An 8,425-nucleotide genomic window follows, 5' to 3' on the forward strand; every position below is an offset into this window, starting at 1 on the left:
GTACGGAAGGCCCGCCTGCGGTACGGCAGAACAGAATACTTCAGCGTAACTGCGGTGCAGGAAGGGAAACCTCCGGTACCGGCGGTGAGAAAAGGCAGAGGCCGCCCTGACGGGCGGCCTTTTACGTTCCGGTGGCGGGATACAGGGGCACAGAAGGCCCGGTAAGAGCGCCGCCGCCCTGACTCAGACGGCAGAATACTGTGCGGAGTCTCAACCCCTGCTGCAGTAGTAAGGAAAAACCGGCACTGATAAATGAGCGGATGACCTGTGGCTGCGGATGAAAGGCCAGTCAAACCGGGAAATAGCAGGTTTTCCCCGAAAGCTGGCAGGGAAGAGAAAGAAAAGGCAGAGGCAGAGGCCGCCCTGAAGGGCGGCCTTTTACGTTCCGGTGGCGTGAAACAGGTAATATCCGGCAGGTTGCAGGAAATTTAAAAGCACTATGGAAACGAGGAAGGTAGTGCAGACACGCTGTACTGCCTGTTCAGGTATTATCCGGCTCTGTTCAGTACGGTGACCCGTGCAGATAAGACTCAACCCGATAAATGAAGAATGTTAAAAGCGTTATCCGTCCCTCTGTGATCACGGCATAAAGCTGTCATCAGCCGTAAAAATGCCGGACAGCTGCGATCAATTATCTTTTATTCTGGTTTTCCCGTGTCTCCTCACGCTGGCTACACCACCACTGACCAATAAATTCCGCAATCAATGCCGGCTGATTAATATTAAGCCAGTTAACGGGTAGTCCGTCTGTCGGGGTATCGCTGACCAGGGCAAGGGTATATTCATCGATTAACGCATGCGGGGTGCCTGTACATCCGTTACGCCAGAGCACAAGTTTGGGGATAGGTTCCTGTCTGAACCCTTCTACCAGAATAATATCCAGAGTTTCCTGTGACATATGCCGCGCCAGCTCCGTTAATTCAGGAGGATCCTGCGGAGTTTCACTCATAAGCGCCCAACGTTCCCGACTCGCCACCATCACCTGACCGGCGCCGGCTTTACGAAGCTCATAACTGTCCTTACCGGGATAATCAATATCCATCTGATGATGTGTATGTTTTATCAGCCCCGGACGAATCCCCTGTTGCTGTAACAGCGGGATCAGCTTTTTCAGTAGCGTAGTTTTACCTGTTCCGCTCCCGGCCGAGATACCCAGTATTGGTAAACTCATCGTATTTCCTCAAATGCTTTCAGTTCCTGTTCCGTGTTGATATTCACAAAAGCCTGCTCAGGATATTCAACCGACACACTCTTTCCATGCTGACGCAGGAATTGTAAGACCCGTCGTTCTCCGGAATCGAGGTAAGCTTGTAATGATGGCAGTAGCTGACGGTTCAGCAGGCAAAAGACCGGATGGTCCCGTTGTGAAGAACGGAGCCAGCAGGCAGCGTCATTACCCTTACCCAGCCATAAATCCCTGACAAAATGCAGAGGAATGCAGGGGGAATCACAGGACGAAAAAGCGACCCATTCATTTTCTGATTGAGCAAGTCCGCTTAACATCCCGGCCAGAGGGCCCTGAAAACCGTTTAAGGTATCAGCGATACACGGGTATCCGGACTGAGCATAGATATCCTGATGCCTGTTAGCGCTGATCAGCAGCGCAGACACCTGCGGTGCAAAGCGATTCACCACATGCATAAACAGCGGTTGCCGTTTAAATATTAGCAGCCCTTTATCTTTTCCCCCCATACGTCTTGCGGCTCCGCCGGCAAGAATGACACCGGTAATATTCTCCATATAACCTCGCTTTTCATGTGGAGATAACCCTGATAGTTTAAGGGTTAATTATAACCTTCCCGGGAGCTTTACGATGAAAGATAAACGCCTGACCGAAGTACTGGACTTATTGTTACCGGCCTGGAGGGCAGAACCGGATCTCAATCTGTTGCAGTTTTTAGAGCAGCTTGCCGGTGAATCAGGATACCGGGGGGAGCTCTCGTCACTTCCGGATGATGTACTGATCTATCATTTAAAACTGAGGCAGGCCGATAAAACGGAAGCTATTCCTGGATTGAAAAAAGATTATGAGGAGGACTTCAAAACGGCGCTGCTGAAAGCCCGGGGTGTTATTAAAGACTAAGTTCTTCAGATAATGCTATTCTTGGGCCAGGTCAGAAGATAGCGATATAAATACTTATGAGCGATGCGGCTTTCAATTTTAAAACACTCGATCCGGAAATCATTCTGGATGTCCTCTGGGATACCGGGATTCGGGTAGACTCCGGTCTCACCGCCCTGAACAGTTATGAAAACAGGGTATGGCAATTCAGTGATGAAGATAAAAAGCGCTATGTCGCAAAATTTTATCGTCCGCACCGCTGGAATGAACACCAATTACTTGAAGAGCATCAGTTTACGCTGGAACTCGCAGCCGGTGATGTTCCTGTTGTCGCGCCCCTTTCTTTAGAAGGCAAGACCCTGCACCATGCGCATGGTTTCTGGTTTGCTGTCTTTCCTGGTATGGGGGGCAGAGAGTATGAAACGGATAACTATGACCAGCTGGAAGCTGTCGGCCGCAGTCTGGGCAGACTCCATCAGATAAGCCGGCAGGGAACATTTAGTCATCGACCGGTCATCGGATTACAGGAATACTTTACAGAACCCTGTGAGATAGTCACAGCTTCCCCCCTGATCTCACCAGCGATAAAAGAGCAATTACTCTCAGTTCTTGAGAGGCTGGGTATCACGCTGAAGCAGGTCTGGTATGATATCAGCGTACCATTACGCTTACATGGTGATTGTCACCCTGGAAATATACTGTGGCGTGACGGGCCGTGTTTTGTTGATTTTGATGATGCCCGTAGTGGTCCTGCGGTACAGGACTTATGGATGCTGGTGAATGGTGATCGCCAGGAACAAGCTATTCAGTGGGATATCCTGTTAGAGGCTTACTCAGAATTCAGCGACTTTGATGTTAATGAATTGAAACTGATTGAGCCTTTACGTGTCATGCGCATGGTTTATTATTTAGCGTGGATCCTGAAGCGCTGGCAGGATCCTGCCTTTCCGAGGGCTTTTCCCTGGATGGCAGAAGACGATTTCTGGCGCAGGCAGGTGGTTATTTTCTCTGAACAGGAAAAGTTACTCCATCAGCCCGTTTCGCCGTTACATTCGCAATTTTGATTACGTTACCTGGAGTAGTTTATACAATGAAAAAGATCTGGTTCGCGTTAGTGGGTATTATGCTGGTCTTCAGTGCTGCCGCATCAGCATCCTCAATTTCTGAGGGAAAACAATATATCACTCTGGATAAAAGCGTAAATGGCGCGCCGAAAGTGGTTGAGTTCTTCTCGTTCTTTTGCCCCCATTGCTACGATTTTGAACGTACCTATCGTATCAACCAGGCGATCATTGATAGCTTGCCTAAAGATGTGAAATTTACCCGCTACCATGTTGATTTCCTGGGGGGGGATTTTGCACCGGTGGTAACCCATGCCTGGGCAGTGGCAATGGCATTAGGTGTAGAAGATAAAGTCGTTGACCCTATCTTTGATGGCTTACAGAAAACCCAGACAATCGTTGACCCGGCGTCACTGAAAGCGGTCTTTATCAAAGCTGCGGGAATTTCTTCCGAAGAGTATGATTCAGCCTGGAACAGCTTTGCTGTTAAAGCATTAGTCAGCCAGCAGGAAAAAGCAGCCAGCGACTTTAATATCAGTGGTGTTCCTTCTGTATTTGTTGATGGTAAGTACCAGGTGAACAATGCCGGTCTGGATACCAGTTCCATGAATAATTTCGTTGCCGACTATGTGAATGTCGTCAAATATCTGGTAGCGAAATAACGGTCTGTTATCAGAATACAGCGCCGCGAAAGCGGCGTTTTTTTTAATATAATCAGTGCTAAAAACCACTTGTGATAACGAATATCCACAAAATACATATAGCAGCATAACGATAACGATCGATTATCAAAAACTTTATCATTATGATTTTAATGATTTTTTTTATAATTCTCCCGGAGTGTGATTATAATCCCGGATCTGCGTTAAAATTTACGCACAAAGTTATCCACAGACAGATCGGCGTGATCTTGCGGGTGGATAAATAAATTTCGATGTCCGTGTGCGCTTCCGTTCAACATTCTGCCAGTGATGTGGCATCCTTAGTTATTACCAACAGCGAAGAAGAAATAGCAACCTATGGCTCAAATTGCAGAAAACCCCCTGATTCTGGTAGATGGATCTTCTTACCTCTACCGTGCATATCATGCATTCCCCCCGTTGACGAACAGTGCCGGTGAACCAACGGGTGCAATGTACGGTGTTCTGAACATGCTGAAAAGCCTGTTACTTCAATATAAACCAAGCCACGCGGCTGTGGTTTTTGACGCCAAAGGCAAAACATTTCGTGATGAGCTGTTCGAAGATTATAAGTCTCATCGTCCCCCGATGCCTGATGATCTCCGCGCACAGATAGAGCCATTACACCAAATGGTTAAAGCGATGGGATGGCCGGTGCTGGTGATCTCCGGGGTAGAGGCGGATGATGTTATCGGAACCCTGGCCCGCGAAGCCGATAAACAGGGACGTCCTGTCCTTATCAGTACCGGTGATAAAGATATGGCACAGCTGGTTACGCCTAATATCACCCTGATTAATACCATGAATAATACTATCCTCGGCCCTGATGAAGTGGCCGGGAAATACGGTATTCCTCCGGAATTGATCATCGACTATCTCGCCTTGATGGGAGATTCTTCAGATAACATTCCGGGCGTACCCGGAGTGGGTGAAAAAACGGCACAGGCGTTGCTTCAGGGATTAGGAAGCATGGCGACCATCTATGATAACCTCGAAAAAGTCGCCAGCCTTTCCTTCCGTGGTGCAAAAACAATGGCTGCTAAACTGGAACAGAATAAGGATGTTGCGTTTCTGTCATATCAGCTGGCGACCATTAAAACGGATGTCGCAGAGATCCCCGGCTGTGAGGAGCTTGCCGTTAATCCGCCGGATAATAAGGCCCTGCTCTCTCTGTTCAGCCATTATGAGTTTAAGCGCTGGATCAGTGAAGTCGATGATGGCCGCTGGCTGGATGACAAAAAGCCGGCTAAAAAAGTGGCAGAACAGATTCCCGAAGCCACTCCTGCGCCTGTCGAATCGACACTTTCTCCGGAAAATTATGCCACTATCCTGGATGAGCAGACCTTCGAGCTCTGGCTGGAAAAACTGAATAACTGTGAACTGTTTGCCTTCGATCTGGAAACAGATTCCCTGGATACATTATCGGCCAATATCATCGGGCTTTCTTTTGCTGTCGCCCCGGGTGAAGCGGCTTACCTGCCTGTGGCCCATGATTATCTCGATGCGCCAGCCCAGCTTGATCGCAAATATGTTTTAGCGAGGCTGAAAGGGCTGCTGGAGGATGAAAGCCGCAGTAAAGTTGGTCAGAACCTGAAATACGATCGTGGTGTGCTGAAGAACTATGATATTGAGCTACGGGGTCTTCATTTCGATACCATGCTTGAGTCCTACATTCTGAACAGTGTTGCCGGTAAGCATGATATGGATAGCCTGGCCCAGCGCTGGCTGAACCATAAAACGGTAACGTTTGAAGAAATTGCCGGTAAAGGTAAAAAACAGCTGACCTTTAACCAGATTGCGTTGGAACAAGCCAGTGTTTATGCGGCGGAAGATGCTGATGTCACCCTGCAATTGCACCTGAAGTTCTGGCCATTACTGGAAAAAGAACCAGGTCCACTGAAAGTATTAAACGGGATTGAGATCCCGCTGGTTCCGGTATTATCCCGGGTAGAGCGTAATGGTGTACTTATTGATCCGGCCCTGCTGGCAGAGCACTCACGGCAGCTGACCGCACGCCTGGCTGAGCTGGAACAGAAAGCCCATGAACTGGCCGGTGAAGCCTTTAACCTGTCATCTCCCAAACAGTTACAGACAATCCTTTTTGATAAACAGGGGATTAAACCGACGAAAAAAACACCGGGTGGTGCACCGTCAACCAGTGAAGAAGTCTTAGCAGAACTGGCACTGGATTATCCTTTACCGAAAGTTATTCTGGAGCACCGCGGACTCTCCAAACTGAAGACAACCTATACCGATAAGTTACCGCAGATGATTAATCCGCTGACGGGGCGCGTACATACCTCTTATCATCAGGCGGTTACTGCGACCGGGCGTCTGTCATCGACGGATCCGAACCTGCAAAATATCCCTGTACGTAATGAGGAAGGACGGCGTATTCGTCATGCCTTTATCGCGTCTCAGGGACAGAAAATTCTGGCGGCTGACTATTCTCAGATTGAACTGAGGATCATGGCTCATTTGTCACAGGATAGCGGTTTACTGAATGCATTCGCGCAGGGTGAAGATATTCACAAAGCGACCGCGGCAGAGGTCTTCGGAACCACAGTGGAAAAAGTCAGTGCAGAACAACGGCGGAGTGCGAAAGCGATCAACTTTGGTCTGATTTACGGGATGAGTTCTTTTGGCCTTTCACGGCAGTTAAATATTGCTCCGGGTGAGGCGAAAAAGTATATGGACCTGTACTTTGAACGCTACCCGGGCGTATTACGCTATATGGAATCTACCCGGCAGAGTGCTGCTGAAAAAGGGTATGTGGAAACCCTGGAAGGGCGGAGACTGTATCTGCCTGATATCAATTCAGGGAATGCTATCCGACGTAAAGCGGCTGAACGTGCGGCGATTAATGCGCCAATGCAGGGGACCGCAGCTGACATCATCAAGCGAGCTATGATTGGCGTCGATGAGTGGCTGAAGTCACAGGACCCGGCAAAAATTAAAATGATTATGCAGGTCCACGATGAACTGGTTTTTGAAATTGATACGTCATTAATTGAGATCGCTACCGGGAAAATCCGGGAGATTATGGAAAGCAGTCTGAAGCTTGATGTACCTCTGCAGGTGGATATCGGCATTGGTGATAACTGGGAACAGGCCCACTAACAGACCGAGAGGCTCATGCCAGCACTGACGGCATGAGCCATTATCTGATCCGGTATTTACAGGACATAGGGTATATTACGCTAAGGTCAGGATGCGTATTTCCGGGGTATCTCTGTTGTGGCGTCCTTATGGAGTCTAAATAGCCGGAAATCACAATGATTGTATCTTGCTTACTCCGGTAGCAGGCTTGCCGCCGATCGGATAATTCAGAGTTATGGGCATACGATGGGGAGCGGCTTAATCGTCTTTCAGCTTTAGGATGTTACCGTCTTTTTTCATCAGGTATCTTCCATCGTAGACGGTAAAAATAATTTCTTTGTTCCTGGTGTTTTCGACAGAAAAAACGGCATTTTTATCTATGCAGTTTTCAAGGGTGTTCATGTCATTAAAGCAGCGGCGATCATACTTCCCTTGTTCTTTATATCCTTCGCCAAAATCCCAAAAATTCACATAAAAATTACCAGAGGATGAAGGTGAGGGGATGTTATATTTTATTTTTAATGAGTCTTTATTTTCCAGCCACCAATTTATCTTTCCTTTATCGGTGAATGGGAAGTTTTTTACTAAAATCTCGCTAAAATTATCCTCCTGATGGACAGTGATAATATTTACCGGTCGTGAAGCTAACCAAAAAAAGTAGCCAGTTAACGCGCAGATGATTATAACTGGGAAAAAAATAATTATTTTTAGATTAACTATCATCTCGCCCCCCGTTAAGCTCTACAGTAGATTCCATACTAGCCATAAATGGTCTGAATCCAAACTGATTACATCGTTGGAGCACAAACCAGATACGGAAGAAATGGAACTGACTGAGTTTATTCAGTATATTTTTACTATATCATCCGTGAATTACGATTATTTCTATTCCCATACAAAGTTACTCATTTTTAATTTTCATAACTTCACTATTATCTTTCATGATATATTCACCATCACTTACTGTAAATATAGTAACCCTGTTTTTACCAGAGCTGATTGAAAAAACGCGATTCTTTTCAATGCAGTTTACAGGAGGCGACATATCATTAAAACAAAGTCTGTCATATTTTTCTTCTTCTTTATAACCTTCTCCAAACAACCAAATGATAACCGTAAAACTCCCATACGTGGCAGGTTTTGGGATATCATAAAGAGTTTTTAACCTTTCTTTATTTTTTAACCACCAGTCTATTTTCCCCTTATCTGTTATCGGGAAGTTTTTTACCAGTACAGAGCTATAGTTACTATCATTATGTACTGCAATAATTTCTACCGGGCGTAAGTTCAGCCAAAATAAATATCCCATCAGGATAGCGCTAGCGATAATGAGGATTATAAGTTTTTTTTTAAGATTGGCTTTCACTACGGCCTCCGTTGATCTCTACAGTGGCTTCCATGTTGGTCATAAATGGCCTGAAGCCAAACTGCATGTAATGCTGGAGTACAAACCAGATACGAAAGAAATGGAACTGACTGAATTTTGTTTTCCGTATATCGTCGCTGTCGAGGCCGAAATGATC

The 8,425-nt window shown here is 46.7% G+C and carries 9 protein-coding genes and 1 pseudogene; 4 read left to right on the top strand and 6 right to left on the bottom strand.

The genetic code is table 11. The features are described 5' to 3' along the window. Positions 1-631: 631 nt before the first annotated feature. Positions 632-1,171 carry a molybdopterin-guanine dinucleotide biosynthesis protein MobB gene (gene mobB / locus JK223_RS16675; protein ID WP_212715265.1) on the bottom strand — a complete coding sequence of 180 codons (540 nt, stop codon included), beginning with the start codon at positions 1,169-1,171 and terminating at the stop codon, positions 632-634. Beyond that, positions 1,168-1,740 carry a molybdenum cofactor guanylyltransferase MobA gene (mobA, locus tag JK223_RS16680; protein WP_212715266.1) on the bottom strand — a complete coding sequence of 191 codons (573 nt, stop codon included), beginning with the start codon at positions 1,738-1,740 and terminating at the stop codon, positions 1,168-1,170. The genes mobB and mobA overlap by 4 nt, the downstream gene beginning before the upstream one ends. Before the next feature lie 73 nt (positions 1,741-1,813). Here mobA and JK223_RS16685 point away from each other — a divergent pair, with 73 nt between their 5' ends. From JK223_RS16685 to polA, 4 genes are all read left to right on the top strand, one after another. After that, entirely contained in the window at positions 1,814-2,083 is a 270-nt protein-coding gene (locus tag JK223_RS16685) for a YihD family protein (RefSeq protein WP_212715267.1), read from the top strand. Positions 2,084-2,139: 56 nt separating this feature from the next. Continuing rightward, on the top strand, positions 2,140-3,126 hold the full coding sequence (locus JK223_RS16690; RefSeq protein ID WP_212715268.1) for a serine/threonine protein kinase: 987 nt from the start codon (positions 2,140-2,142) through the stop codon (positions 3,124-3,126). 26 nt (positions 3,127-3,152) lie between these two features. After that, entirely contained in the window at positions 3,153-3,785 is a 633-nt protein-coding gene (gene dsbA / locus JK223_RS16695) for a thiol:disulfide interchange protein DsbA (protein WP_212715269.1), read from the top strand. A 357-nt stretch (positions 3,786-4,142) separates the two neighbouring features. Beyond that, positions 4,143-6,923: a DNA polymerase I gene (gene polA / locus JK223_RS16700; RefSeq protein ID WP_212715270.1), complete on the top strand. Its 2,781-nt coding sequence runs from the start codon at positions 4,143-4,145 to the stop codon at positions 6,921-6,923. A 237-nt stretch (positions 6,924-7,160) separates the two neighbouring features. Here the strand turns inward: polA and JK223_RS16705 are convergent, their stop codons facing one another. From JK223_RS16705 to JK223_RS16720, 4 genes and pseudogenes are all read right to left on the bottom strand, one after another. Continuing rightward, a complete protein-coding gene (locus JK223_RS16705) occupies positions 7,161-7,625 on the bottom strand; it encodes a DUF943 family protein (protein WP_212715271.1) in 465 nt (154 codons plus the stop codon). Next, positions 7,615-7,743, bottom strand: a pseudogene (locus JK223_RS16710) (DUF3289 family protein); the annotation flags it as partial. The pseudogene JK223_RS16710 and the gene JK223_RS16705, both read right to left, overlap by 11 nt. A gap of 60 nt (positions 7,744-7,803) precedes the next feature. Next, positions 7,804-8,268: a DUF943 family protein gene (locus JK223_RS16715; protein WP_212715272.1), complete on the bottom strand. Its 465-nt coding sequence runs from the start codon at positions 8,266-8,268 to the stop codon at positions 7,804-7,806. Then, positions 8,252-8,425: DUF3289 family protein (locus JK223_RS16720; protein WP_212715274.1), on the bottom strand; the 174-nt coding region annotated here is incomplete at its 5' end. The genes JK223_RS16715 and JK223_RS16720, both read right to left, overlap by 17 nt.

This window comes from Tatumella sp. JGM118, assembly GCF_018257515.1.
GTDB classification, from domain to species: Bacteria; Pseudomonadota; Gammaproteobacteria; order Enterobacterales; family Enterobacteriaceae; genus Tatumella; species Tatumella terrea.

Bases quoted from the DNA above. Each gene is read 5' to 3' on its own strand.
- mobB (WP_212715265.1), bottom strand. From the start codon at position 1,171: ATGAGTTTACCAATACTGGGTATCTCGGCCGGGAGCGGAACAGGTAAA.
- mobA (WP_212715266.1), bottom strand. From the start codon at position 1,740: ATGGAGAATATTACCGGTGTCATTCTTGCCGGCGGAGCCGCAAGACGT.
- JK223_RS16685 (WP_212715267.1), top strand. From the start codon at position 1,814: ATGAAAGATAAACGCCTGACCGAAGTACTGGACTTATTGTTACCGGCC.
- JK223_RS16690 (WP_212715268.1), top strand. From the start codon at position 2,140: ATGAGCGATGCGGCTTTCAATTTTAAAACACTCGATCCGGAAATCATT.
- dsbA (WP_212715269.1), top strand. From the start codon at position 3,153: ATGAAAAAGATCTGGTTCGCGTTAGTGGGTATTATGCTGGTCTTCAGT.
- polA (WP_212715270.1), top strand. From the start codon at position 4,143: ATGGCTCAAATTGCAGAAAACCCCCTGATTCTGGTAGATGGATCTTCT.
- JK223_RS16705 (WP_212715271.1), bottom strand. From the start codon at position 7,625: ATGATAGTTAATCTAAAAATAATTATTTTTTTCCCAGTTATAATCATC.